This window comes from Halomonas sp. (genome assembly GCF_029263665.1).
Lineage (GTDB): Bacteria > Pseudomonadota > Gammaproteobacteria > Pseudomonadales > Halomonadaceae > Halomonas.
The window spans coordinates 82846-107446 of record NZ_JAJUFQ010000012.1; the positions used below are offsets into that span (position 1 = coordinate 82846).

The window sequence follows — 24601 nt, forward strand, 5'->3', positions numbered from 1 at the left end:
ACAGGGTGCGGCAGATAAAACAAAGGTTGGTTGACGCTGTCGTCTGTCAAAACCGCCGCCTGGCAAAACCGCAGCCCATCAAACCTGTGTCTCATCAAGGCAGTGGTTCACCAAAGCAGGTGCATCAGAACCGCTTCACCAAAGCGGGTTCACCAAGACCGGTTCATCAAACCGGTCCACCAAAGCTGATTTACCAAAGCGATTCACTAGAACAACGATTTGACCCATCAATGGAGCATACCCATGAACAAGGCTTTACTCGGCGCAGCACTCGTCGCCAGCGCGATGGCCTTCCCCTTGGCTGCCAGTGCCTACGAGCCAGCCGGCAAGGTGGAATGTCTCGCTCCGGCTGATCCAGGTGGTGGCTGGGATTTCACTTGTCGCAGTGTTGGAAAAACCCTGGAGGATCTGGATCTCGTTCCTGGCAATGTGCAGACCATCAACATGCCAGGGGCCAGCGGGGGCGTTGCTTTTGCTCACGTTGTCAGCAAGCGGGCAGGGGATGAGAAAGTGCTCGTGGCTGCCTCGACGGCAACAACGACTCGTCTCGCCCAAGGGCAGTTCCCGGGCATGAATGCCGATATGGTCAACTGGATCGGTGCGTTGGGTGCCGACTACGGCATCATTGCTGTCGCCAAGGATTCTCCGATCAAGAACCTCGATGACCTGCTGCAAGCGCTCAAGGATCAGCCTGGCTCGGTCACATTCGCCGGAGGCAGTTCGAAAGGCGGCTGGGATCATCTCAAGGTGCTGATGCTGGCCAAGAAAGCAGGTGTTGAAGGCCTTGAGCGCATCAAGTACCTGCCTTTCACCGGCGGGGGCGAGGCCATGACCCAGGTGGTCGGCGGCCATATCGGGGCCTTTAGCGGTGATATCAGCGAAGCCCAGGGGTTCATGGAGTCCGGCGACCTGCGTGTGCTGGCGGTTCTTGCCGACGAACGCCTGCCTGGTGAGCTCAGCGATGTACCCACCGCCAAGGAGCAGGGCGTTGATGTGACGGGGGCCAACTGGCGTGGTTTCTACATGCCGGCGGATATCTCCGATGAAGCCAAGCAGTACTGGGTCGATGCTCTGGATCAGCTGTATGCCAGTGACGAATGGCAGAACGTCATGAAACAGAACGGGCTGATCCCCTTCGATGTACAGGGAGACGAGTTCCGCCAGTTCGTGGTTGACCAGATCGCCGATATCGAAACGCTCTCCAAGGAAGTTGGCATCATCCAATGACCCATCTTAATGACCGCATCTTCGGAGTACTGATGCTTGTCCTGGCCGTTGCCTACGGCTGGGGCACCACCCAGTTCCCGGAGCCGTTTGGTGGGGCCGGGACGGTCGGCCCCGATACCTTTCCCAAGGTGATTGCTGTAGTGCTGGCGCTGTCCAGCCTCTACCTGATGGTCAAGCCAGACCCCGATAATGCCTGGCCCATGAGTCGCATTGCCCTGGAGCTGATCATTGCCGTACTGGTACTGGTCGGCTATGCGCTGGTGCTGGAGCCACTGGGATTCATCGTTGCCACCTTGCTGGCGGTGGGCACGCTGTGCTGGCGCATGGGGGCCGTACCGGTGCGGGCGTATATCACCGGAGGAGTGGCCGGCATCGTGGTCTATCTGCTGTTTAGCTACGCTCTCGACCTGAGCTTGCCGCTGGGCGTGCTTGATGTGCTGGAGGGAAGCTGATGGAAACCCTGGGTTATCTGATCGATGGGTTTGGCGTTGCCCTGGCACCGCATAACTTGATGTTCGCGCTGCTGGGGGCCTTCCTCGGCACGCTGATCGGCGCCTTGCCCGGTCTGGGGCCGGCCAATGGGGTGGCGATCCTGATTCCGTTGGCGTTTTCTCTGGGCCTGCGTCCGGAAACGGCCTTGATCATGCTCACCTCGGTGTATGCCGGGGCCATGTACGGCGGGCGTATTTCCTCGATTCTGCTGAATATCCCTGGTGACGAGCCGGCGATGATGACCTGCCTGGATGGCTATCCCATGGCCCAGAAGGGCAAGGCCGCCGAGGCCCTGGCCATCTCCGCCATCGCCTCCTTCATCGGCAGCCTGATCGCCACCATCGGCCTGATCCTGCTGGCACCGGTCCTGGCGGACTTCGCCCTGACCTTCGGTCCGGCGGAATACTTTGCCTTGTTCATGCTGGCCTTTGCCACTCTTGGTGGCATTACCGGCAAGAACCCGATGAAGACCGTGGTCGCGGCCTGCCTGGGCCTGATGATCTCGACCATGGGCATCGACAGCACCGGGGTGCAGCGTTACACCTTCAATATGCTGGAGTTGTATGAAGGGGTCGACTTCATCATCGCCATCGTCGGTCTGTTCGCCATTTCCGAGCTGCTGTTCTTCATCGAAGAGCGGGCCGGCAAGGGCAGGAAGACCATCGCGGTGAGCAAGCTCAAGCTGAGTTGGGCCGATATCCGTCATGTGCTGCCTTCCAGTTTGCGTGGTGGTGTGCTCGGTTTCATTGCCGGCGTGCTGCCGGGAGCCGGGGCGTCGCTGGGCAGCTTCATCAGCTACACCCTGGAGAAGAAGATCGTCGGCAAGAAGGGCCACTTCGGTGACGGGGACCCGCGTGGCGTGGCGGCGCCGGAAGCCGGCAACAATGGGGCTTCCAGTGGGGCGCTGGTGCCCATGCTGACCCTGGGTGTGCCGGGAAGTGGCACCACCGCGGTGCTGCTGGCGCTGCTGATCTCGATGAACATCACGCCCGGGCCGCTGATGTTCACCCAAAACGCGGATATCGTGTGGGGCGTGATTGCTGCGCTGTTGATCGGTAACTTCCTGCTGCTGTTGCTCAACATTCCGCTGGTGGGGATCTTTGTCAGGCTGCTGTCGGTGCCGCCGATGTACCTGTTGCCGGTCGTGACCCTGGTCGCCTTCGTCGGCATCTACTCGATCAGCAACTCGACCTTCGATCTGTACTTCATGGTCGCCTTCGGTGTCGCAGGCTATTTGTTGCGCAAGTTGGAAATCCCGCTGGTGCCGATCATCCTGGGTCTGCTGCTAGGGCCGGAGATGGAGAAGAACCTGCGCCATACGCTGGATATTTCCAATGGCGACTGGTCGGCCCTGTGGGATAGCGGCCTGGCAATGGGCTTGTGGATCGTGGCTCTTGTTGGCCTGGTGCTGCCGTATATCGTCGGACCGATCCTGCGTCGGCGCATGCGGGCCGCAGCAGAAACCGAGGCGAGCGATCGTCAATAGCCACTGGCGGGTATAAGCCTGCTGGCTGGCATAGCGCACTGCTGCAGATGACGGCCAGGCCATCTCATTGAGATCGCCTGGCCGTCTGTTTTTTCTTTTTTCATGACATGCTTTGATCTATCGCGCCATGCTGTGATCTATCGCGGTTAAAGCCTGTCGGCGCTGTTATTGCGTGTCTTGCCATTCCCGAATCAGCTGGTGCATCAACTCGGCAGCGGGAAGCTCGCGCGCCATCGTCGCGCCTTGGCCTGCCCAGTGTGCGGCGAAGTCATGATTGCCGAGTTTGGCTGCTGCTGCGTTCAGTCGCTTGGCCGCATCATAGGCCACGGGGTAGGCCGCAGGCTCAATCCCGCTCTCTGACTCGGCGTGGCGGATGAAGCGATTGAGGATGCCGCGCGCCGGCCGTCCTGAAAGGGCCGAGGTCAGGCGTGTCTCGGCGGCACACTGGCTCTTGAGGTTGGCGCGATAGCTCGCGTTTGCCGCTGATTCGGGGCACAGGATGAAAGCAGTGCCGAGTTGAGCGGCTGCGGCCCCCAGCTCCAGGGCTGAGCGAACCCCCTGGCCATCCATGATGCCGCCGGCCGCGATGATCGGTAGATCGGTCTGCTTGACCAACAGGCGAACGAGCACAGACGTGCTCAGTTGTTCATCCGCAGCGTCGAGATCGAAAATGCCGCGATGTCCGCCGGCTTCGATCCCCTGGGCCACGATGGCATCGATGCCCCGTTCCTGAATCTCCCTTGCCTCCTGGAGACGGGTAGCCGTCGCGAGCGTGTAGATGCCGGCGTCCTGCAGTGCACGGATCCGCTCTGTGGGCGGTAGGCCGAAGTGGAAGCTGACTACCGCAGGCCGGGTTTCGAGAAGCATCTCGAACGCTTCATCGTCTTCGATGAAGCTCTTGTAGATTTCCTCGAGCGAAGTCGGTACATCCATGCCGCATTCTTCGAAAAGCGGTGCCAGGTGTGCCATCCAGGCGGCTTCCTGCGCCGTGTTTCGCACAGCGGGCTGGTGGCAGAAGACATTGACGTTGAAAGGGCGTGTCGTCAGCGCACGTGTCCGTTCGATCATCTCTTGCGCCTGAGAAACGATGCTCGCGCCAATGCCCAGGGAACCGAGACCTCCAGCATTCGATACGGCAGCGGCCAGTTCCGGTGTGGACACGCCAGCCATCGGCGCCTGAATGATGGGGTGGATGCCCAACCGGGCGGCAAGTGGACTAGCGATGCTCATGTCGGAGACCTCCTCTGGCATGACGTCGAAGAATACGGATTTCGAGAACAATGGGTGTTCATTGATCTCATATACAGAATATAATGTCTATATCATTCCTGTTTTGTGAATAAACGGCATGAAGAACATGGACCTGGAAACCCTGAAGATCTTTGAAGTGGTGGCTGCCGAACTGAGTATCACGCGAGCGGCCTCCAGGCTGGGGCGCGCGCCCTCCAACGTCACGACACGCATACAGCAGTTGGAGGCCGAGTTAGGGGCCGAGCTATTCATTCGCATCGGCAAGCGCATCACGCTTTCTACGGCTGGGCAGCGCTTCCTGACATATGCACAACGCATGCTGGCCCTGGCAGACGAGGCCAGACATGCCGTCGGTGGCAGTGGTGGTGGCACCTTGCGCATTGGCAGCATAGAAAGCACGGCGGCGAGTCGGCTGCCTGCGCCGCTGGCGATATACAGCAAGGCCAATCCCGAGACTCGGATCGAAGTCAGCACCGGCCCCTCGGCACAGTTATTGGATCAGGTGCGCAATGGGCAACTGGACTGTGCTTTCGCAGCACTTCCAGCAATGCTTCAGGATGAGTCAGGCCTGGCCGAGATGGGGCTGCAGGGCATTCCGCTCTGGAATGAAGCGCTGTTGCTGCTCCTGCCCACCAGCGATGCCGAAGCAACCAAGCCTGCCCAGATAGGTACCCGTTCATTGGCCGCGTTCAAACCGGGTTGTACCTACAGGGCTGTGGCGGAGGCGTGGCTGGGCATTGAAGCCGGAAGTGAATGGAACATCCAGGAACTGGGTTCCTATCACGCGATGATAGCGGCGGTCGCTGCGGGTTCATGTGTCACCCTGCTACCCCGTAGTGTGCTGGACCTGAGTGGCGTACCAACGGATCTGGCGACATTGGCGCTAGGTTCGACAAGGACTCACCTTGTATGGCGCAGCGGCTACGAGATGCCGGCATTCCAGCAATTCGTCCAGTTGTTCCAGCAGGAGAAAATATGACGTCCCCCGATCCGAACGTCTTCGTACAGATCCATGATGTCCTGTGTCGTTTTTTCCTTTGCTTTGACCAGCGCGACTGGCCATCCATGGTCGAGTGTCTGGCCCCTCAGGTCAGTATCGATTACGCATCCTCCGGGCGAGAGCCGCCTTCGACCATGAGCCGCCGAGACTTCGTCGAGCGCCGGCAGAATGCTGTCGATGACCTGACCAAGCAGCATAGCTTTTCTAACCTGCTCATTACCCAGGAAGCGGGAGAGGGCGTTGTCAGTGCGCGCTGCAACTACCTGATCCTGCGCTTTGATCTGTCTCCGTCTCGGAACCAGGCTCAGACCCAAACTCAGTCCCAGGCTCAAACTCAGTCTCAGGTGCCGGCAATATCAGAAGAGAACTTCTTTCACTCCTGCGGCAACTATGAATTCCAGCTTCGTGACATACAGGGCGAGTGGAAGATATCGAGTATCAAACAGAACGCCCTGCAGAGTTGGGGAAACGCCGCCCTGCATGGAGGTTCGTCCCAGGGCAGGAAGTGAGCAAGTCGACTTCCCTGACCATTGACCACTCGCGAATCGGGAAGAAACACCCGGTTATGAGTGGGGCGAATCCAGGCGTCGCCGCCTCGCCGGGTTTTAAGCACGATATGCAGTGGTCCACTAATCTCGGTCACGGTGTTAAGTTTTTCTTCTGCTGCAGTCGAGGCCATATCAGGGACACCCTTATATGAATAAGAGTTATATAAGAGGGTTGTAAAATAAAAGATCAACAATATAAGAAATCGGTAAAATAAGCGGTTGATAAAACAGGAGCCGCCATAGCAATGAAGACGCAATACTTCACCGCGACGAGCCTCGATGGCTTTCTCGCCACGGAAGATGATTCCCTTGACTGGCTATTTCCCCTCGGCGATTTGAATGACTCGAGCTATCCCGAATTCATTTCCGAAGTGGGGGCCCTGGCAATGGGGTCGGCAACGTATGAATGGATGGTGCGTCATGCCGATAGCGTGGCTGCCGAAACAGGATCTGCATGGCCATATACCCAACCGGCCTGGGTATTCTCGAGTCGCCAGCTACCGATGATCGAGGGGGCGAACATCCAGTTCGTCAATGGGGATGTGCGCAACGTCCATGCCCAGATGCAGGCGGCTGCCGAAGGAAAGAATATCTGGATAGTGGGCGGTGGTGATCTTGCCGGACAGTTCTACGATGCAGGCCTGCTGGACGAACTGATCCTGCAAGTGGGTTCGGCCACATTGGGGCAGGGGAAACCGCTTTTTCCCCGCAGGGTATTAAGCCCGGTTCTACACCTGACTTCTGTTCGGCAGATGGGCAGCGGCATGGTCGAGCTGCGTTATGACGTGCGCAAAGACAACCCGGATAATGCCTGACGTGACACGTCTGACACCGGCCTGAGCAAGCCGGTGTCATTCTGTTATTGTTTTCCTTCCATCCCATAATCCCGCACCACATGCGCAACACGCAGGCGGTAATCGGCAAACAGGGTTTGCTTGCCCTTGATCTGCGCGGCGCGGTGCGCTTCGAAGTTCTTCCATTGGTGCACGGCGTCTTCATCGCGCCAGAACGACAGTGAAAGAATCCTGCCTGGCTGGGTCAGGCTTTCGAAGCGTTCGATGCTGAGGAAACCATCGATGTCTTCCAGGTGGGGTTTCAGCTCTGCCGCGATATCCATATAGGCTTGCTGGCAGCCGGGGTTGGGCTCGACTTCAAAGATTACCGCGATCATTGGGCGAATCCTCCTTGTACGGGTGCGATACCCAGGGTGCCTTCCACCACTTCGACAAAAGAGCGCTCTTCCTTGAGGATGAGTTTCAGCTCCTGGGCCATAATGAAGTTCGCTCGTCCTCCATCGTCTGACTTCAGGCGGGCACGATAGGCTTCATAGGCCGCAAGGCTGTCGAAGGCGACCAGGCCCCAGGCGATGTCATTGCTGCCTTCATGGGGCAGGAAATAGCCGATGAGATGGCCGCCACAACGCGGAATGATGCGTCCCCAGTTCTCGGCGTATGCCTTGAAGGCTTCTTTCTGGAAAGGGTCGATTTCGTAGCGAATCACGCAAGCTATCGTCATGCTAGTGTCTCCGGTGAATAGGGCAGGCAATCAGTGGAATAGGCAATGAATGAGCTAGACAAAGCGTAAGGGAGCACCTGTTCAACTTGATTCGATGGGGATCGAAACATGGCGGAAGGACCGAACATCACACGCATTGCCGCGCTGATCGGCGACAATGCCCGGGCAGAAGTGCTGTCCGCGCTCATGGGGGGTCATGCACTTACCGCCACTGAGCTTGCCGACATGTCGGGTGTTACTCGCCAGACCATCAGTTCGCATCTGGGCAAGCTGCGCGAAGCCGGGTTGATCGAGGTTGCCCAGCAGGGTCGGCATCGCTACTTCCGCCTGGCAGGCGATGAAGTGGCCGAGCTGCTGGAATCGCTGATGGGGCTCGCCGCCAGCTCAGTACCCGTTCCCCCTTTGTTCGGGCCGCGCGAACCGGCGTTGCGCAAGGCGCGTGTGTGCTACGACCATCTTGCCGGAGAGTTGGGTGTCTGGGTTTTCCAGGAAATGCTGCGCCACGGTCTGTTTCAGCGTGACGACGGCGGGCTGGCGCTGACCCAACGCGGACGCGAGTGGTTCGAGCGTATTGGCATCGATACCGAGCAGGCGGTGGCACAGAAGCGTGCGTTGTGTCGCGAATGCCTGGACTGGAGCGAGCGCCGGTATCACCTTGCCGGGGCGCTGGGCGCCGCATTGTTGTGCTGGATGCAGGAACAGGGCTGGGCACAGCGCGAGAAGGGATCTCGCACCATTGTGTTCACGCAGGAAGGGGAAAAATCCCTGCGCGCCCTGTTTTCACTGGAGCGTGTGGAAGAACGCAGAACAGTACAAGAGAGAGCAGTACAGGATAGGGCGGTACAAGAGAGAACAGTACAGGACAGAGCGACACGAGACAGAACAGCGAAGGCCGTGTAATGCCAGAAGGCTGGCTTTGCAGTCGTCACCCAGGGTAGCGATCGAGAGAACGAGTTCATGACATGGTAAAAGTGGCGATATTTGTAGATGTACAAAATGTCTATTACACCGTTCGCGAAGCCTATCGGCGCAATTTTGACTACAACAAGTTCTGGTCAGAAGTCGCTGCGGATAGAGAAGTGGTGAAGGCGTTTGCCTACGCCATCGATAGAGGCGATAAAAAACAGCGTGAATTTCAGAACATCCTTCGGGCGATTGGCTTCGAGGTAAAGCTGAAACCTTTCATTCAAAGGTCGGATGGCTCTGCAAAAGGGGACTGGGATGTCGGCATTACCCTGGATGCCATGGAATACGCCGAACTGGCCGATGTCATCGTGCTGGTATCCGGCGATGGCGACTTTGATCTGCTGGCCGATAAACTGCGTCACGTGCATGGCAAGACCGTGGAGGTGTATGGCGTGCCTCAGCTCACCGCCAATTCATTGATCCATGCGGCCAGTAAGTTTGTCCCGATAGATGAAGCACTTTTGCTGGGTTGAATTTTCCCCCTGTGGAGTGAAATACCCGTGCCTCAAACTCCCGTTCCTACAACTCTCGTTTCCACCAAGCGGCTGAATGATCTGGTGAAGTTGCGCCGGGTGCGTGATCGCATGGACCGAGATTACGCCCAGCCACTGAACGTGGAAGCGCTGGCCCGGGGCGTGAACATGTCAGCGGGGCACCTGAGCCGCCAGTTTCGGATCGAGTACGGTGAATCCCCTTATTCCTACCTGATGACACGCAGAATCGAGCGGGCCATGGCCCTGTTGCGGCGTGGCGATCTCAGTGTCACGGAGGTCTGCTTCGAGGTGGGCTGTACATCGCTGGGTACCTTCAGCACGCGTTTTACCGAACTGGTGGGTGTGCCGCCCACGGTCTACCGACAGCAGTCAGAATATGCCACAGCGGGCATTCCACCTTGCGTGGCCAAGCAAGTGACCAGACCGATCAGGAATCAAGAAGCGGCAGCCGAGAAGCGTGCATAAGCTGATAGCTCCATAACGGCTGAGGCTATCACCATGAACATCACCCTCCATTCCACCTTCCTCCCGCATAACGACCCGGAAGCGGCATTGGCCTTCTACCGCGACACCCTCGGGTTCGAGGTACGCAACGATGTGGCCTACGGGGACATGCGCTGGATCACGGTCGGCGCTGTCGACCAGCCCGGCACCTCGATTGTTCTCGCTCCACCAGGCGCCGCCCCCGGTGTTACCGATGAAGAGCGTCGCGTGATCATGGAAATGATGGCCAAGGGCACCTACGCCATGATGCTGTTTGCCACCAAGGACCTTGATGGCACCTTCGAACGCCTGCAGGCCCGCGACGCCGAGATCGTTCAGGAACCCATGGAACAGCCTTATGGCGTGCGCGATTTCGCGGTGCGTGATCCGGCGGGGAATTTGCTGAGGATTCAGCAGGTACGCTAGGGGTGGCCCGAACTATACTCAGTGGACGGCTCCGACGAGCCATCCACTGTTTATTTATTCTGAGCTTATAAATTCTCCCGCCTATGCCATGCCCGAGGCGCTTGCGATGGCATTACTTGCTCCGCTTCGCGTGGCCAACACGATGGAGGAGTACATGGAAACGCCAGCAAAGAACACGATCTGCCTTTGGTACGATAACGACGCCGAGGAGGCTGCACGCTTCTACGCCGAGACCTTTCCCGATTCAGCCGTTAAAGCGGTGTACCGCGCCCCTGGCGACTATCCGTCCGGCCAGGAAGGGGATGTATTGACGGTCTGGTTCACCGTGATGGGCATTCCATGTCTCGGGCTCAATGGCGGGCCGACGTTCAAGCACAATGAAGCGTTCTCGTTCCAGGTTGCCACCAACGACCAGGAAGAAACGGATCGCTACTGGAACGCCATCGTCAATAACGGCGGTGAAGAAAGCGCATGTGGCTGGTGCAAGGACAAGTGGGGCATCTCCTGGCAGATTACTCCGGTGGTGCTGACCCAAGCAGTCACGAGTTCCGATCCTGCCGCTGCCAAGCGCGCGTTCAACGCCATGATGGAGATGAGAAAGATCGACGTCGCCGCCATCGAGGCAGCACTTCGCGGTTGAGGCTGCGGAGTGAAAACCCTGGGCACTGCACGCATTGGGGGCCAGGAAGATGGATGGAAACGATCAACGCCCAACCGTGGGCGTAGCACACGTGGTACTGAAGACCGACCGCATGGAAGCGTCTGCCCAGTTCATGCAAACCATTGGTATGCGGCCCATCTTTGATGGGCCCAAGGTATCGATCTACGAGATGCGCGGTGGAACGCACCTGATCCTGATACAGACAGACAGCATCACGCCGGGTGACGCACCATTCGACCTCATGGTGGATGACCTGCATGCGACCCATCAGCGATGTGTGTCACTAGGGCTTGATCCATCGCCGATTGAGCCGCGCCCGGAAATCGACCATGAAACCTTTACCCTTCGTGAACCTGCCGGGCATGTCATCACCTTCTTTTCCAGCCATGCCTCCGGCAAGCCGGTATAAAGTTACCAATCGCGTGTTGTTCACAGATACGATAATCACTATCTGGCCATAGGGTCTGTACGAGAAGTGCCTAGAGGAGAAAACAGCAATGCTCAAGGAAGTTGGCGGAGTAGCAATTCAGCCCAAGCATCGGGCGACATGTCATTGTGGCTCAGTAGAACTGGAGCTGGACCTTCCTGACGGTATCGTCAGCCCCAGACGTTGCGATTGCTCCATCTGCAGACGCAAGGGTGCGGTTGTCGCATCCGTGCCCTTGAATGGCATCCGCATTGTCAAAGGCGAGGAACACCTGAAGCTTTATCAGTTCAATACCCATACCGCCAAGCACTACTTCTGCTCCAACTGCGGCATCTATACCCACCACCAACGCCGCTCCAGCCCGAACGAGTACGGATACAACGTCGGCTGCCTTGAAGGCGTCAATCCCTTCGATATTCCCGATGTACCTACCAACGACGGCGTCCATCATCCCGCGGATCGGTAGCATGGGGAGATGCTTGGTCTGACTAGGGTCTGTACGAAAAGTCGACGAATGATGGTCAGGCAAGGCGGAATTGATCGAAAAAGCGGAGTTTACGGGGTGTAAATGAGCATTTTGAGATCAAGTCCAACAAAGCATGAGCAAGTGCAGGCACTTTTCGTACAGAACCTTGCAGGAAATCTGCAAGGCAATCCTGTATCGGCAGTTGAAGGTGGATGTGACGAGTTTCAAGGAACCACGAGATGATTCGTGAATATCAAGAAGCGGATATCGATGAAGTCTTGGATATCTGGTTGTCAGCATCAATTAAGGCGCATTGTTTTGTTGATCCGGGTTTTTGGGAATCCCGGATCAGTGACATGCGCAGTATATACATCCCCGCATCGGAGACTTTTGTGCTTGAGTCCAACGGGAAAATTGCCGGATTCTATAGCCTGTTCGGTAATACGCTGGCGGCGATCTTTGTGTCTCCAGATATGCAAGGCAAAGGCATGGGAACGGCTTTGCTTGACGACGCCAAGGGAAGGAGAGAGCGCTTACAGCTCACTGTCTATAAGGACAATAGCCCGAGTGTCAGGTTCTATGAGAAGCATGGATTTACTTCACATGGCGAGCAAGTTGACATACATACCGGCCATTCCGAACTCATCATGGAATATCACACGTAAAAATTCGCCGTAATTTGCTGTGGGTGCATATCCACTCAGCCATAGGATCTTCCCATTGTGGCTGGCATTCTCGCTGACATAGCGGCCCAGATTGTCCCTGTCCTGCTGGTTCAGCTACCTGATGAGGCTGCCAGCGAGGAGGCAATGGGGCCGCCTTCCTCTATCACACTGCCTCTATATTCCCGCGGCAAAACGTCGCCAGGATGTTGTCCATACCTTCTTGTACGGCAGGCAAGGTATATCAAAAGTCACGATCTAGATAGCTTCAGAAAAGTAGCACTTAGACACTTCTAGGCAGGGAGTGAAAGTGAGTGCTTACACCATGCTTTGTGAAATCATTAACAAGAGGTTGAGATGAATCTTTGTTCTACCATTGGCTAGTATTGATTCATCTGTGTTTCCTTTTGTTTCTTTATGAAATGGTCTAGGTTTTGGAGTAAAGGGTGTTTTGGATGCAGGAACGGGGGACGAGGTCTGCTTGCGACCCAAAGGCGACATGACGGCAGATCCAGCGGGCACCTTGATTCGTGTTATGCAGCAAGCGCGGTGATTGATTAAAGTTCAGGATGAAGTATTGTGCTAGAAACTAGAAAGGTATTTATTGATACACAGTCATTTGTGAAAGCTGGCCTTCATTTTGATGGGGCTGCTTTTAAGTCTTTTAGAAAGTACTGTGAATCCAACGAACTTTTCCACGTATCTACGAGTGTGGTAGAGCGTGAGGTGAAATCTAAAATTCAAGGGGCTGTAAAAGATGCCCTAAACGCCATCCAAACCTTTCGAAGAAAAGCCCGGCTTTTAGCTTCACTTGATGATTATAAGATAAAAGGGCTTTTCGAAGAAGTTCCAGATCAAGACATATACGAAAAATCTGAAGAAGTCTTTGATGAGTTTATGGAGAGATGCTCCACGGCGGTAGTGGAAGCAGACGGTGTGAATGTTGAAAAGTTGTTAGCGCTTTATTTTGATAAAAAGCCACCATTCGGTGATGGAAAGAAAAAATCTGAGTTTCCAGATGCCATTTCTGTTTTGTCGTTAAAATCACATCTAAATGAAGATGAGAAGATCTATGTGGTTTCAGATGATGTCGACTTAAAAGTCTTTTGTGACAGTGACCCACAGTTTGTTTCTGTCGAGTCACTTGATAAATTACTGGATATCTATACCACTCATACAAATGTCAGGCATGAGCAAGTAAAGCAATACTTTGTCATTAATGAAACGGTCATTAAAGCTAAGATTAAAGAGTTTCTTGAAGATTGTGATGTATACAACGCCTCGACCTGGGAAGATGCTGAGGTTGATGACGGACTGACGGTTACGCACATTGGAGATATTGAACCATCTGTACTCTATATAGATGACGAAGAAAGCCAGATTGCTTTTGACGTCGATGTGGAGTTCGAAGTGACGGTAACTGGCCCAGATTTTAATAATGGAATATATGACCGGGAAGATGGGAGAGTTTATACGTTTGATAGCACATCCAGATCAAGTACTATCACGACCACTTTTACTGTTGAGGTGTTTTTACATTATGAGTTTATCGATGGCGAACTTGTAAATGCTGAGGACGATGGTCTTTATATTGCTGAAACAGCAGGTGGCATAGAGGTGGCTGTCGAAGAAAATGAACTAGATTGGAGATAATAATTTAATAAACGCGTCAATTAAGACGCTCGCAAGCTCGCGCCTATTACGTGGGCGTTATGTATAATCGAGGTTCGTTCTATGGCGATTGAAGACACTGTTGTTCGACGTATCGAAGAGCTTCTGGACGAATCATCGCAGCTCCGAAGAGGAAACGAATACGGGCAAGCATCCTCAATTCAGCATGCAGAGAAGTGTAAGGGTTGGATTGCTGCCGCCTCGAACATCGTGGAGCTGCTCGTTCCCGATGCAAATTCGGGGTATAGAAGGGTAGCCGACAGAATTCGTGAGCACGACTACGGGTACGTGATACCGCAGGGCGTCGGTGAGATGTCGGAAGTTCTCACTAACCTGCTAAGGGATGCACAGGCAGGGCTAGTCGCTTCCGTAGCTGATAATGCGCGAGCCGAAATCTTCGACGATTTCCTTGATCATGCGAAGCTGTACCTAAAACAGGGGCGGAAGAATGAAGCGGGCGTCATTGCCGGAGTGGTGTTCGAGGACTCCCTCCGCCGCGTTTGCCGAAAGAGTGGCATCGATGAAAATGGACAGAAGCTCGATGCGCTGATTAGCGAGCTCGCAAAATCCGGATACCTGTCGGCCACAAAAGCAAAACGCGCTCGCGTGTCGGCAGACGTGAGGACGAAAGCAACCCATGCCCAGTGGGATGAGTTTGATGAGTCAGATGTTAGGACTACGATTGAATTCGCTACCGATTTCATCACTAATCACCTTGAGGGGTAGTCAGGTCTCACCCCATGGGCAGCACATAATTTCAAGTTTCAGCCGACTGCATCGCTGCGGATGAGCTTCGCGCTATATCGACATGTTCTGAACGTCAACCTCTGGCCGAGGCTGTGTGAGGAACTTTAGTCAATGCTGATTGGATTGCTTAGGCAGTTGACGACCCAAAGCTGGCTTTCCGGAATATGCTGCAGGCACGGTTATTGGGAATAGGCTGCAGAGGTGCTCTTGATGAATATGAAAACAACAATGCCATAGCGGACTCAGCCTTTGCGCGTTTTTTGACTTGATCCCGTATGCACGTTCATCCAATGTCATAGCGTGTAGCCTAATCACTGTTAGCCTGAGTAGAGATCGAAGTATGGCTGTAAATAATCAATACCAATCATTGCTGAGATCCAAGGTGGTCTCTGCAATCTCTCAAGCAAAGGCTGCGTCTGGATTCAGTCATCAAGGTGTAAAAGGAACGGTTCTGGAAATACTGGTGGGGCAGCTATTTGGTCCATTGCTTCCCGCTGACATTGGTGTGGGTACTGGACAAATAATCGATAGTTATAGTGGAAGGATTTCTGGTCAAATAGACATCTTATTATACAATAGAGCTGTTCTCCCACCCATTTTGATGGATGAAAAGGTTGGTATATTCCCGGTTGAGTCGGTCCTTTATACCATTGAGGTAAAAACAACCCTTAATGCCACAGAGCTGAAGGGGGCGCATGAAAGTGCAAAGAACTTAGCACAAAACTTTGGCTATTTGCCTGGGCTAAAAGATGATGCGGGCAAAGAGAGGCACCACTCCATTGAAAAACTAAGATCTGTCGTTTTTGCTCTAGATTCAGATTTAACTGGCAATCGTCTTAACGAAGCTGAGAGATATAGGAAGTTATATGGAGATGAAGCTGCCCACCTTCGGGCTATTTGTGTGGCTGGTAAAGAATATTGGTATGACAATGGAAACTACTGGGTCGGGTTCAAAGATGGGGAGGATTACGATGAAGTTCTGGCATTTATAGGTGGGGTTACCAACACATACCGCTCTGTATCTGACAGCCGAGGATTGCCATGCCTCGGTCACTATATCGTACCAGAAGCGAAAGCATTTGTTGCTACCAAATCCCGTGATGTAGCCACTGTGCAAGTGAGTTGCGAGGGATGCGGTTTGGTGGGGGAGATAGTTCCTGAGATTGGAAATATAGACCTCACAGTAAATGGCGCCTTAACTGCGAGCGATAAGTGCCCGAACTGTGGTGGAATAATGCAATCGGAAAGTAGCACTTATATTTTTAAGCGGGGAAAGTTTGTTAACGATGATCAGATCTAATAATCGGCTGCACAACGACCGATTTTACACCGCTTTGTGGCTTTTAATCGGCGCGTGAGCCTGGCGTTAAATCAGCAAATTCTGAAAGGCCGCTCTTGGCCGAATGCTTATTTTCAGGCTACTCTAATGGAAGAGGCAACTGGCAACTGGCAACCCTGAGCGGACATGTGGGGAAATGCAGCAGGCATGTGAACTTTGGATATGCAGTCTAATGGAAATTGGTAATTATACCTATCAATGATTTAGCGTAGATTTTGTAGGCTGCATTTGTCGGAGGAGCGTGCCGGCACGTTCCTCCAATCATAATATCAGCAGTTTAATACCTGTTAGGAGGGAGTTGACGTGATCAAGCCACACGATGAAAAGGAAGTGTCTGACGACTGTGTCGTGCATGATCACCCTGTTCCTCCAGAAGAGCTCGCTAGATATAGTGTTGACCGAGATCCTTATTCTGAGGCCGATATTGCAAGCTATGTTGAGGGCCAGGCTCGTGATGAAGAAGTTCAACACGTTGAGCGAATAAAAACAGAGGTTGTGCTAGGTGATACCTACGAAATGTGGGATGTAAGCACCGATAGTGGCCGTTGGTGGGTCATAACGAATCTCACCAACCTTTATTCCCAAAGGCATTTTCCAAGCCTTGACTACACTCTGTCGTTTCATATCGGGCTTATGATGCGCCTGAGAAGCCGGTCGGATAATGTCGACGCAGGAGAGCCAAGTCCATTCGATGAAGTTATTCGCCGCGAAGAGCAGGCTTCCCACAGGCATGAAACTGCTGTTGAGGCTGAAGATTACCAAACCGTCGGGATGTTGCTAAGGGAGGCTCTAATTTCGTTGATTGGTGCATTAAGACGTAGAGCGGAGATATCAGAGGAAATAGAGCGGCCGCAAGATGCCAATTTTATTGGTTGGTCAAACGTTTTGATGAACCAGTTGTGTTCTGGGAGTAGCAATAAGAATCTAAGGCAACATTTGAAGAGTGTCGCGAAAGAATCGTGGCAGTTGGTGAACTGGCTCACGCACTCTAGAAATGCCAATAAGACAGCCTCTTCTATAGCAATTCATTCTTGCCAAACGGTAATTGGTCATTTTATCCAGATTTTGGAAAGGAGCCGGATTGATAAGAACGAGGAGTGCCCGGTTTGTAAGTCACGGAACATTAGAACCCATTTCGATATTTCCATGGGTGACGATGGTGAATACTTCTCGAGTTGTGGGGTGTGTGAATGGACTGACCACCCAGGCGCAGTGGGAGAATGAGCTGCAGAGAGGGGTTTATGTCTAACCAGGCCAGTCACGGCGACGGCTACTGCATTGCGGCTTCGCCTTCATTTCGTAGCCTCGCATGTTGCAGGCATTATATCATCACTAGCTAAAATACCACTTTTGCCCGAGTGCCGATCTTCAGGCTACTCTGATGGAAGAGGCAACTGACGTCCCAAAGCGGCCATGCTGGCAAAGGCAGCATGCTCGTTTATTGGTATTATATAGCCACACCAGAAAAAACGTCGAAAAAATAATGGCTTGATGTGGCGGCATAAAAATGCTGAACACGCACGCTCATTCAAGTCAATAAACGAGCGGGCTATCTAATACCTATTAGCGACAAATAAAAATTGGAGTACAAATGACAACCGACATCCGTGGGGATTTTAAGGAAGTTGAAGGGAAAATTGCCAGGCTGCTAGCCATCGGTGAGGAGTTTCATGGCAAGGACAGGGATTGGGCCCATATGAAAAACAATGAAGATTGGGAGCGCAATCTTCACAAGATCCTCGATGACAGGAAACGGTCTTTCTTCGAAAGAATATATAGTGTTGGACGCGACATGGGGCTTTTCATGTCCGATGCGCTGCTCTCAATCAATTACGACGTAAATACCTATCCAACCCTAACCTGTGTCATCGATAGGTTTAACGGATCTTGGATTGACTCTGATCTGATGCCCGTTATCGAAGAAGCGAAAAAAGTTCATGAAGAGTACGAACTAAACTGCTGGGCATTTAAGCAAATGGTAGTGATGTTCAAGGATCAGATGCGTTTGGCGCAAGTGGTGAGAAGCACTTTAAATTCATTAAAAGAATCAGATCTATACAAACTTGAGAATGGAATTCCCGTGAATAATAAAACTTCCAATATCTCGATAAGCAATGTTTCTGGAAGTAATATTTCAGTAGAATCTTCAAACGTAAATCAGCATATAGAAGGCACAGATGCCATTTTTGCTGATCTGATGACTGCAATCGATGAGGCAGATATTGATCAGAAGGAAGCTCTCAAGATATGCGTTGAAGAAATGAGGAGTGCTCGGGGGGCATCCGGATTCGCTGCTGCATACAAGCAATTTATGACTTCTGCAGCGAATCATATGACGGTCGTTGCTCCTTTCATACCCGCACTGTCGGCATTACTTTGATCACTAACTAGGCCATGCACCAGATGCCAATACCTCTGCTTCGCGCGGTTTTGCCACCGGTGGTGGCGGGCGTTAGCCGCCACCATAGTTCAGCATCGAGTTAAATATGAAAATTGAAAATAGCCAAGATTTTTTTGAGTCAGAACCACCACAAACTGAGTTTTTGTTGTTATTCAAAGTTTCATCATATGAAAGGCTTCTGCAAATGCAGAAAGGTCTTTTGTATATGAATAGCTTGGATTATTTTTCTAACTTAAAAGATGAAGAGTCACTAGCACTAAGAGTCGATGAACTGGAAGAAATATACGGTATCTTACGTGCTGGTCCAAATGAAAAAGGCTTCACTACTCTTTCTCTTAAGATAAATAATGGAGAGGAAATGGACCTAGGTTCTGAAGCAATACTTACAGCGAAGTTTCCGCGACCAAAAAATACTATGCTGTTTTGTATGGGGGCATTGGCTGATGGCCAAGACGGGGTGATTCCAGGTGAAATAGACAATCAGATTATCTTTGATAAGCGATTTCTTGAATTTGGCTCACATATGCTTCTGATAAACAATTCTACAGAATTCTCAAAACGCATCAATACAGCATTGGCTCAAGAGGCTTCCGCGGCTTCCGCTTTTGGCTCTAAGTTTTTCCATGACGGATATGGATTGGTAGGCTACAAAGATTTAGAAAACTATTCGGGGGCGATAGGTTTATACACTAAAGATTCTAAATATTCATGGCAAATGGAATTTAGGATTTCTTTCGGTGTAGAAAGTAGGTATTTGAATAGCAAAGGAGCTTTTGAGTTCAATGTCGGTGATTTAACAGATATTAGTCAAATCATCCCTGTGCAAGCATTAATTGATGAGCCAATGAGGGTCAAAAGAAGGACATTTGTTAAAGTCGGTGATACTTACAAACAAATCAGCGGCTAACAAGTGCTTCAAATGGGACGCCTACGGCGCCCCTTAAGCAAGCGTTATATCAGAGACACCTAAAAGGCAGCTTTTGGCCGAAAAGAGACGTCAGTCTCTACTAGACCCAAAGCTCCCAACAACCCTCAAACCTGCTCAGCAATGGCACTCTTGTCGATGATCGACCACACGGCCTTGATCCTTCCATCATCATCGAATTCATAGAACACATTCTCTTCGAATTGTACGGGCTTACCGTTGACGGGGAGCCCGAACAGCATGCCGATGGGGGGGCAGTTGAACTGCAGGCGGCTGGCGATATGTGGGGGCTGTGAGACCAGCAGGGCGACGTCAAAGTAGAGATTCGCAATGGCCGCAAAATCACCTTCCAGCATGGCACGGTAGCCGCTCAGCCCTAGGGCTTTCCCACTATGGCTGACGTTCTCGCTGACATAGTGTCCCAGGTTGTCCCAGTCCTGTTGGTTCAGGCATTCGATGTAGCCGCGATAGCGGGCCGACAGTTCGTCGCTGTTCATTGCTTTACCTCATTCACTTGCTCCCGCTCAATGTTTCAGGGTGGAGGTATCTTGTAAGTAAGTACTCGCTTGTCAGGTGCGTCAGGAAGCCGTTCTTGAAGGATCGGAGAAGGAAGTCGCAGAAACTTCTAGAGAATCACGAAAGTAAGTGCTTACACCAAGCTCTGTGAAATCAGTAATGAGAAAGTCAGATGAGTCTTTATTCTACAAATGGCTAGCGCTGTTTCATCTGTGTTAACTTTTATTTTTTGCTGAAACGCGCTAAATTTCTGATGTGAAAGATATCTCAAGAGCGAGGAGGGATAGAGGTCAGGAAACGTTGTTTTTAATTAATGTGTATATATAAAAAATAGTGCGCGTAGGGGATGTTATGAAAATTTTTATTGTTGCAATTGCTTTGGTGTTGGTGAGTGGTACAGCATTGGCTCACGGTGGTGGATGCCGGAAAAGCTCTCCTCCTGGGCAGTGCTGCCATATGGATAATAGCGTTGGGAAAGTGCATTGCCATTAGTAGTGTGATTGAGAAAACCTGCTGACACCTTAAAGTGTCAACAACCCTCATACCTGCTCAGCAATAGCACTCTTGTCGATGATCGACCACACGGCCTTGATCCTTCCATCATCATCGAATTCATAGAACACATTCTCTTCGAATTGCACGGGCTTGCCGTTGACGGGGAGCCCGAACAGCATGCCGATGGGGGTGCAATCGAATTTCAGGCGGCTGGCGATATGCGGGGGTTGTGAGACGAGCAGGGCGACGTTGAAGTGAAGGTCCGGAATGGCTGCAAAGTCGCCTTCCAGCATGGCGCGATAGCCACTCAGGCCTAGGGTTTTGCCATTGTGGCTGACGTTCTCGCTGACATAGCGCCCCAGGTTGTCCCAGTCCTGTTGGTTCAGGCATTCGATGTAGCCGCGATAGCGGGCCGACAGTTCGTCGCTGTTCATGGCGTTACCTCCTTGCTTGCACCCCGCTCAATGTAGTCGGGTGAGGTCATCCTGCAAGTCAGTGCCCGCTTTGTGGCTGCGATATATTTCCTGGTGTCACCTTCTCGCCGCAAGCTGGTTTCACCACCCCCTTCGAGCATGGCTCATGGCGTGATGGTCGTGGATGCAGCGGGTGTGTTCTGCCGGTTCTGTTCGAAGACACTAATCGTGCTGTTGAGCATGGCGGTATGAGCGAAAAGGTCATGGGCGGAATCGGAGGATTCCTGTACCAGGTCAGCGTTCTGCAGGGTAATGCGCCCCAGGTCGGCGACTGCCTGGCTGATCTGGGCAATCCCGATGCTTTGCTCCTGTGCATTGGTGGAAATCTCCGATATCAGAGTGTTGGCGTGCTGGACTTCGGCAACGACATCTCCCATCGTCGTGCCGGCTTGAGTGGCAAGCCTTGATCCTTCGGAGGTTTGCTGGACGCTTTTGTCGATCAGAATCTTGATATCAGCCGCTGCGACTGCCGAGCGTTGAGCCAGATTGCGGACCTCTTCTGCAACAACCGCGAAACCGCGTCCTGCCTCTCCTGCACGTGCGGCCTCAACGGCTGCGTTCAATGCCAGGATATTGGTTTGGAATGCGATGCTGTTGATCAGGTTGTTGATTTCACTAATCTCAGCCGACGCGGCAGCGATACCTGACATCGATTGAACAACCTGGTCGACGACTTGCCTGCCATGTTCTGCAGCATGATGTGCGCCGGTCGACAGGTCCCGAGCAGAACGTGCGTTCGTGGCGCTTTGCTCTACAGCCGTCGTGATCTGTTCTGCAGCGGCTGCGGTCTCGTGCAATTTGAGCTGTGTGTCGGTGACGCGCTTGGAAAGGTTCTTGTTTCTGTTGGCAACCTGTCCGCTGGATTGATGAAGGCCACTGGTTTGTGTGGCGACATCGTCGACAAGCGAGCGAAGATTCAGCCCTGCCTGGTTCACCGCACGCATGATCATCCCGATCTCATCGACACGGTTCATGTTGATGTTGGCACCGGGTTGTCCGGCTGCCGCAGCTTTCGCTTGATCAAGCGCTTGGGTCAGGGGTTTCGCTATTTGCTTTTCGAGCCACAGGCTGGCCAGGCATGCGACCACGAAGACAGGTATGGCAGGAATCAGCAGATGCCCCATGTCGCCGATCGTCAAACTGCCTGCGACCGAGGATGCCGCCACGCATCCCAGGGCAATACGGAGCCGCCAGCGAACGGGCATCAACTGCCCCCAACGAGTGAAGCCAAGCAGCCCTCGGCGAACAATGAGCCCCTTATGAAAAGCCTTGCCACGGACCGTGCCTTCTCTAAACCGCTTGTAGAGTGATTCGGTCGCTTCTATCTCCGCGCGATCGGGACGCGTACGTACCGACATGTAGCCTACGGTCTGGCCATCGCGTCGAATGGGGGTAACGTTCGCTCGAACCCAGTAGTAATCGCCGTTGGCCCGGCGGTTCTTGACGAGTGCCGTCCAGGCATCCCCAGACTTGAGAGTCGCCCACATGTCGGCAAATGCTTCCCTGGGCATGTCCGGGTGCCGAACGATGTTGTGGGGTTGGCCAAGAAGCTCTGCGCGGGTGAAACCACTGACACGTAGGAAAGCCTCATTGGCATAGGTCACGTGGCTGCTGGTATCCGTGGTGGACATCAGCGTAACGTTATCGGGGAAATTGAATTCCTGCGGTGTGGTTGAAAAGGCAGCATGCGAGTGAACAGGATGTGGGGCCGGCTCATGCATTGTCGAGGCGGGCCGAGGGTGTTTCATGTCTAAAGTATCTATTTCGATATCCTCTCGAGGCCTACCTGAGGTGGCAACCCACTGGTGAGGCGGTCTTCTGTCCTCAGAGCAGCGTTCCGGCATTTATGCTCCGAGTGTCAATGGCGCGATACTCGCAAGCCCATCCAGTATTCAGATGATGCAATCATCGACTCATACATGGAGTGTCGGCCGAATGAGAAATTACTTTAATGGTGGGGCGCTTCCGATTCGTGAGCTATCCGAATTGGCTGCCTTTCGGTGCGTTGGGCTTCGCTCCGGCGCTGGCGACGATGCTGCCCCATACCACCAGGCCAGCGGATAGCGGCAAGCGCCAGTCCGGCGTTGCCACCCCGGCCAACATCAGGAACAGGGTCGCCAGCACGGGTACGGCATGGGCCAGGTTGCCCAGGCGCTGGGCTTGCGGCGCTTGCAGAGCGCGTCCCCAGGCCAGCATGGCGATGCCATAAGGGCCGAGTCCGAGAACGGCTGTGGCCAGCAGTGCCGTGGGTGAGGGCATGGCACTCATTCCTTCGAGAGCCAGGCTGGCGGCACCGGTGATCAGGCTGGCGATCAGCAGCATGTGCGGTAGGCGCTGGCTGAGGCGATAACCGGGAACCTGGCAGGCCAGAGAATAAAGTGCCCAGCACAGTGCAGCGAGCAGTGCCAGCAGATAGCCATGCCAGTGTCCGGACAGACCACTCGCCAGTGCCTGAGGCGCGACCAGCAGGGCAGCGCCGGAGAACGCCAGCAAGGCCCCGATCAGCGTGGTCAGCGTCAAGCGCTTCGTCGTTAGCCATTGGCTTGCCAGCAGGAAGAACACCGGCCAGGTATAAGTGATCAACGCCGCTTCGGCGGCCGGGACCAGGGAAAAGCTCATGAAGCAGCCGCCCACTGCCAGTGCGATCAGCAACGATACTCCGCCGTAGACAGCCAACTCGCGGCTCAGTGGCCAGGATGCTTCGCCCCGGTGCCGACGGCGTGCCATGGGTAGGGTCGCCAGTGCGCCGGCCAGCAGTGCCAGTGTGGAAAGCCGCAATGGTGGCAGCCCTTCGGCCGAGGCCACCAGCAACGGTATCAGCGCCCACAGCACCACCGCCAACAGGGCGGCACCGGTGCCGTGCCAGGTGGAGGAATAGGGGCGGGGCGTCTGGGCCTGCATGGTCGAAGCTCCTGTTTCCGGGTGGATGACGCCAGCAGCATAATCAGCCATGATTCATCATGAAAACGATCTTTATTGATCTTATTCATCAAGATGGGTGATGTATTGATGCGTGCCCCGACTCTCGATTTGACCCTGCTGCGTACCCTGGTGGCTGTCGCCGATACCGGAGGTGTCACTGCCGCTGCGCGGCGTTTGGCCTATACCCAGTCCACTGTCAGCATGCAGTTGCAGCGCCTGGAAGAAGCGTTGGGCGTGGCGCTGCATGAACGGGAAGGGCGGAAGCTACGCTTCACGGCTGATGGTGAGCGCTTACTGGGGCACGCTCGTCGCCTGCTCGCGCTCAACGATGAAGCGCTGGCTGATATGCGCAGCAGGCGGGTGACGGGGGAGTTGAATCTAGGGATTCCCGAAGACTACGCGATCCTGCTGACGTCGGTGTTCTCCTGGTTTCATCAGCTCTATCCCGAGGTGCGGCTGCAGGTGACTTGTGGCAACAGCGCCTCGTTGGTGGAGCAGGTACGTGCCGATGAGCTGGACATGGCACTGGTCAGTCGCCAGCGCCATGCTCCTGGGGGCGAGGTGATCCGCCGCGAACCTCTGGTCTGGGCCGTAGGGCTGGAGCGGCAGCCCCCGCTGATCGATCCCTTGCCACTGGCGCTGTATGCCCCCGGCGTCGATTGGTGCTACGAAGTGGTCGAACAGGCACTGGCCACGACCGGCCGTGATTGGCGCGTGGCCTATACCAGCCAGTCGATGGCAGGATTGGCGCCGATCGTGCAGGCCGGCCTGGCCATCGTGGTGGTGACCCGCAGCATGCTGACCGCGCAGTTGCGAGTGCTGGACGAGAGTAGTGGCCTGCCACCGCTGCCTGCCGTGGAACTGGCCTTGCACCTGGCTGCGCGGCGTCCCACCGAACCTGCCCGGCGTCTGGCCGAGTTGATTCGCGAAGAACTCTCGCCTAGAGGTGAAGGGGAACGGCGCAAAGAAGAAAGACGCAAAGAAGGGTGAGGAAGTTGGCCGTTTCTC

Annotated in this window: 28 protein-coding genes; 21 read left to right on the top strand and 7 right to left on the bottom strand. The window is 53.9% G+C overall.

What is annotated here, in order from left to right; translation table 11 throughout:
* Positions 1–243: 243 nt before the first annotated feature.
* Genes Q1K07_RS13155 through Q1K07_RS13165 form a run of 3 tightly spaced genes read left to right on the top strand, consistent with a single transcriptional unit; the run spans position 244 to position 3205 of the window.
* Complete coding sequence (locus Q1K07_RS13155) at positions 244–1227, top strand: tripartite tricarboxylate transporter substrate binding protein (RefSeq protein WP_300311525.1); 984 nt, start codon at positions 244–246, stop codon at positions 1225–1227.
* Positions 1224–1679 (top strand): tripartite tricarboxylate transporter TctB family protein, encoded by a 456-nt coding sequence (locus Q1K07_RS13160; RefSeq protein ID WP_300311527.1) that lies wholly within the window; start codon positions 1224–1226, stop codon positions 1677–1679. Before Q1K07_RS13155 ends, Q1K07_RS13160 begins: the two co-directional genes overlap by 4 nt.
* Positions 1679–3205: a tripartite tricarboxylate transporter permease gene (locus Q1K07_RS13165; protein WP_300311529.1), complete on the top strand. Its 1527-nt coding sequence runs from the start codon at positions 1679–1681 to the stop codon at positions 3203–3205. Before Q1K07_RS13160 ends, Q1K07_RS13165 begins: the two co-directional genes overlap by 1 nt.
* Positions 3206–3370: 165 nt before the next feature.
* Here the strand turns inward: Q1K07_RS13165 and Q1K07_RS13170 are convergent, their stop codons facing one another.
* Positions 3371–4435: a nitronate monooxygenase gene (locus Q1K07_RS13170; RefSeq protein ID WP_300311531.1), complete on the bottom strand. Its 1065-nt coding sequence runs from the start codon at positions 4433–4435 to the stop codon at positions 3371–3373.
* 118 nt (positions 4436–4553) lie between these two features.
* On the opposite strand from Q1K07_RS13170, the gene Q1K07_RS13175 reads away from it, so the two are divergent.
* The 3 genes from Q1K07_RS13175 to Q1K07_RS13185 all read left to right on the top strand — a co-directional run bounded on the left by Q1K07_RS13175 (position 4554) and on the right by Q1K07_RS13185 (position 6819).
* Positions 4554–5435 (top strand): LysR substrate-binding domain-containing protein, encoded by an 882-nt coding sequence (locus tag Q1K07_RS13175; protein WP_300311533.1) that lies wholly within the window; start codon positions 4554–4556, stop codon positions 5433–5435.
* Complete coding sequence (locus tag Q1K07_RS13180; protein WP_300311534.1) at positions 5432–5965, top strand: nuclear transport factor 2 family protein; 534 nt, start codon at positions 5432–5434, stop codon at positions 5963–5965. Before Q1K07_RS13175 ends, Q1K07_RS13180 begins: the two co-directional genes overlap by 4 nt.
* Positions 5966–6249: 284 nt before the next feature.
* Complete coding sequence (locus Q1K07_RS13185; protein WP_300311536.1) at positions 6250–6819, top strand: dihydrofolate reductase family protein; 570 nt, start codon at positions 6250–6252, stop codon at positions 6817–6819.
* Positions 6820–6863: 44 nt separating this feature from the next.
* Here Q1K07_RS13185 and Q1K07_RS13190 read toward each other — a convergent pair whose 3' ends face one another.
* Positions 6864–7175 (bottom strand): antibiotic biosynthesis monooxygenase, encoded by a 312-nt coding sequence (locus tag Q1K07_RS13190; protein WP_149285767.1) that lies wholly within the window; start codon positions 7173–7175, stop codon positions 6864–6866.
* A complete protein-coding gene (locus Q1K07_RS13195) occupies positions 7172–7519 on the bottom strand; it encodes an NIPSNAP family protein (protein ID WP_149285766.1) in 348 nt (115 codons plus the stop codon). Before Q1K07_RS13195 ends, Q1K07_RS13190 begins: the two co-directional genes overlap by 4 nt.
* Positions 7520–7627: 108 nt before the next feature.
* On the opposite strand from Q1K07_RS13195, the gene Q1K07_RS13200 reads away from it, so the two are divergent.
* The 14 genes from Q1K07_RS13200 to Q1K07_RS13265 all read left to right on the top strand — a co-directional run bounded on the left by Q1K07_RS13200 (position 7628) and on the right by Q1K07_RS13265 (position 19169).
* On the top strand, positions 7628–8419 hold the full coding sequence (locus tag Q1K07_RS13200; protein WP_300311542.1) for a winged helix-turn-helix domain-containing protein: 792 nt from the start codon (positions 7628–7630) through the stop codon (positions 8417–8419).
* A 62-nt stretch (positions 8420–8481) separates the two neighbouring features.
* Complete coding sequence (locus Q1K07_RS13205; RefSeq protein WP_300311544.1) at positions 8482–8958, top strand: NYN domain-containing protein; 477 nt, start codon at positions 8482–8484, stop codon at positions 8956–8958.
* Positions 8959–8985: 27 nt separating this feature from the next.
* Positions 8986–9444 (top strand): helix-turn-helix transcriptional regulator, encoded by a 459-nt coding sequence (locus Q1K07_RS13210; RefSeq protein ID WP_300311545.1) that lies wholly within the window; start codon positions 8986–8988, stop codon positions 9442–9444.
* A gap of 33 nt (positions 9445–9477) precedes the next feature.
* On the top strand, positions 9478–9888 hold the full coding sequence (locus Q1K07_RS13215; RefSeq protein WP_300311547.1) for a VOC family protein: 411 nt from the start codon (positions 9478–9480) through the stop codon (positions 9886–9888).
* A gap of 106 nt (positions 9889–9994) precedes the next feature.
* The gene (locus Q1K07_RS13220; protein ID WP_300311570.1) at positions 9995–10528 is read left to right on the top strand and encodes a VOC family protein; all 534 of its coding nucleotides are present in this window, start codon (positions 9995–9997) and stop codon (positions 10526–10528) included.
* A gap of 49 nt (positions 10529–10577) precedes the next feature.
* Complete coding sequence (locus tag Q1K07_RS13225) at positions 10578–10958, top strand: VOC family protein (protein WP_300311572.1); 381 nt, start codon at positions 10578–10580, stop codon at positions 10956–10958.
* Positions 10959–11046: 88 nt separating this feature from the next.
* The gene (locus tag Q1K07_RS13230) at positions 11047–11442 is read left to right on the top strand and encodes a GFA family protein (protein ID WP_300311574.1); all 396 of its coding nucleotides are present in this window, start codon (positions 11047–11049) and stop codon (positions 11440–11442) included.
* 239 nt (positions 11443–11681) lie between these two features.
* Positions 11682–12107 carry a GNAT family N-acetyltransferase gene (locus Q1K07_RS13235; RefSeq protein WP_300311576.1) on the top strand — a complete coding sequence of 142 codons (426 nt, stop codon included), beginning with the start codon at positions 11682–11684 and terminating at the stop codon, positions 12105–12107.
* Between the two features lie 576 nt (positions 12108–12683).
* Positions 12684–13757 (top strand): PIN domain-containing protein, encoded by a 1074-nt coding sequence (locus tag Q1K07_RS13240; RefSeq protein ID WP_300311577.1) that lies wholly within the window; start codon positions 12684–12686, stop codon positions 13755–13757.
* An 81-nt stretch (positions 13758–13838) separates the two neighbouring features.
* Positions 13839–14501, top strand: coding sequence for a hypothetical protein (locus tag Q1K07_RS13245; protein ID WP_300311579.1), 663 nt, complete (start codon positions 13839–13841; stop codon positions 14499–14501).
* A 361-nt stretch (positions 14502–14862) separates the two neighbouring features.
* Entirely contained in the window at positions 14863–15822 is a 960-nt protein-coding gene (locus Q1K07_RS13250) for a DUF6602 domain-containing protein (protein WP_300311581.1), read from the top strand.
* A gap of 342 nt (positions 15823–16164) precedes the next feature.
* A complete protein-coding gene (locus tag Q1K07_RS13255) occupies positions 16165–17085 on the top strand; it encodes a hypothetical protein (RefSeq protein WP_300311583.1) in 921 nt (306 codons plus the stop codon).
* A gap of 367 nt (positions 17086–17452) precedes the next feature.
* A complete protein-coding gene (locus tag Q1K07_RS13260; RefSeq protein WP_300311585.1) occupies positions 17453–18241 on the top strand; it encodes a hypothetical protein in 789 nt (262 codons plus the stop codon).
* 106 nt (positions 18242–18347) lie between these two features.
* Positions 18348–19169: a hypothetical protein gene (locus Q1K07_RS13265; protein WP_300311587.1), complete on the top strand. Its 822-nt coding sequence runs from the start codon at positions 18348–18350 to the stop codon at positions 19167–19169.
* Positions 19170–19294: 125 nt separating this feature from the next.
* Here the strand turns inward: Q1K07_RS13265 and Q1K07_RS13270 are convergent, their stop codons facing one another.
* The 4 genes from Q1K07_RS13270 to Q1K07_RS13285 form a co-directional block, all read right to left on the bottom strand.
* Complete coding sequence (locus Q1K07_RS13270; RefSeq protein WP_300311589.1) at positions 19295–19684, bottom strand: ester cyclase; 390 nt, start codon at positions 19682–19684, stop codon at positions 19295–19297.
* Positions 19685–20242: 558 nt separating this feature from the next.
* Positions 20243–20632: an ester cyclase gene (locus tag Q1K07_RS13275; protein WP_300311591.1), complete on the bottom strand. Its 390-nt coding sequence runs from the start codon at positions 20630–20632 to the stop codon at positions 20243–20245.
* Positions 20633–20775: 143 nt separating this feature from the next.
* Positions 20776–22302 carry a methyl-accepting chemotaxis protein gene (locus tag Q1K07_RS13280; protein ID WP_366945075.1) on the bottom strand — a complete coding sequence of 509 codons (1527 nt, stop codon included), beginning with the start codon at positions 22300–22302 and terminating at the stop codon, positions 20776–20778.
* A 346-nt stretch (positions 22303–22648) separates the two neighbouring features.
* On the bottom strand, positions 22649–23623 hold the full coding sequence (locus Q1K07_RS13285) for a DMT family transporter (protein WP_300311593.1): 975 nt from the start codon (positions 23621–23623) through the stop codon (positions 22649–22651).
* Between the two features lie 57 nt (positions 23624–23680).
* On the opposite strand from Q1K07_RS13285, the gene Q1K07_RS13290 reads away from it, so the two are divergent.
* Positions 23681–24583: a LysR substrate-binding domain-containing protein gene (locus Q1K07_RS13290; protein ID WP_300311595.1), complete on the top strand. Its 903-nt coding sequence runs from the start codon at positions 23681–23683 to the stop codon at positions 24581–24583.
* Positions 24584–24601 lie beyond the last annotated feature (18 nt).